Below are 1,319 nucleotides of genomic sequence, written 5' to 3' on the forward strand. Positions count from 1 at the left end.
TTAACTTCCTGTCAGACATAAAAAAATACTTTTCAGACATAATAACCATTGAGAAAAAAATAGACCAGACAGGAAGGTTCAGAAACTTCTTTAAAGTAAAAACATCAGCCCTCCAGCAAATATCAGACATACTCACAGAAGAAGAGCACAAACAAATAGAACAGCTCCTGGAGAGCCTAAACATTAAAAAATCAGTAAACGAAGTTTTACAAGAAATAAAGAAAGACAAAAACCTATCAAACAAAGAGCTTAAAAAAGAAATAAAACAACTGCTAAAGAAAAAAGAGCAGTTTAAACAATATTTACTCCAGCTTTTTGGACAAAACATAAACCTTGAAGAGCTAAAAGAAAAACTAAAAGCAAGAGGGATAAATAATCCAGACTTTATAAAAACAGTTTTAAAAATGGTAAAAAACGGCAGAGATTTTGAGTCAGCCATAGAAATGGCAAAAATAAAATACAGCCCAACAGTGTAATACATTCTGCAGCTCCTGGAGCTGGATTTGTATTACAAATAAGAAACCTGCCCAAGTGATTTACGTGAAAATATAGTCCCTTGGTATGCCTCAAACACGCATAAAACCTAAATTTTCACCCCAAAAACCCTATTTCAACTTCAATATGACAATTTTGACAATTCGGCGGTATATTTTTCGCGGAAAACTAATAAGTGGTGCGAGAGGGGGGAATCGAACCCCCACGGCCTTGCGGCCAAGGGATTTTAAGTCCCTCGCGTCTGCCAGTTCCGCCACTCTCGCAAACAGGAGATATATATTATATTCAAGTTATTAAGAAAAATCAATTCTTTTATCATTAAATAATTTATTACCTTAGTTTCCAATTCAAGAGAGAAGTTTAAATAAAAAAACTCCAGTGGCAAAATAAAGATAAAAACCACTGGAGGAAAACCAATGACATATAAAGATTATATAACAACAGTTTATGTAATTGTAGACGAGGTATTAAAGTTGATAGGACATAAACACAAAACAAATAAGCCTAAATTTTCAGATAGCGAGTTAATAACCCTTTTAGTTTATGCCACAACATTTAGAAAAGGAGAAATAAAATCTACACTAAAAGAATTTAAAGAAAACTACAGCGATATGTTTCCTTATGTGCCAGAGCTACCAGCCATTGTAAAAAGAGCAAAAAAGTTGAAAAAGTTAGTAAAAATTTTAATTATACTGGTAAAAAATTTGCTATCAAACAAAGAATCACTAATTGCAATACTTGATACAAAACCAATTCCAGTTTGTGAACTTACAAGGATAAAAAGATGTAAAAAGGTAAGTGGGAAATTATATAAAGGAAATAAC

General features: G+C 32.3%; 1 protein-coding gene, 1 tRNA gene and 1 pseudogene. 2 read left to right on the plus strand and 1 reads right to left on the minus strand.

The genetic code is table 11. From position 1 onward, the window contains the following. Window positions 1-476: hypothetical protein (locus HG1285_RS20055; protein WP_008289445.1), on the plus strand; the 476-nt coding region annotated here is incomplete at its 5' end. 195 nt (window positions 477-671) lie between these two features. On the opposite strand, the gene HG1285_RS01220 is transcribed toward HG1285_RS20055, so the two are convergent. Next, a tRNA-Leu gene (locus HG1285_RS01220) sits at window positions 672-758 on the minus strand. A 153-nt stretch (window positions 759-911) separates the two neighbouring features. On the opposite strand from HG1285_RS01220, the pseudogene HG1285_RS01215 reads away from it, so the two are divergent. Next, a pseudogene (locus HG1285_RS01215) lies at window positions 912-1,319 on the plus strand (IS982 family transposase); the annotation flags it as partial.

Source organism: Hydrogenivirga sp. 128-5-R1-1 (assembly GCF_000171895.1).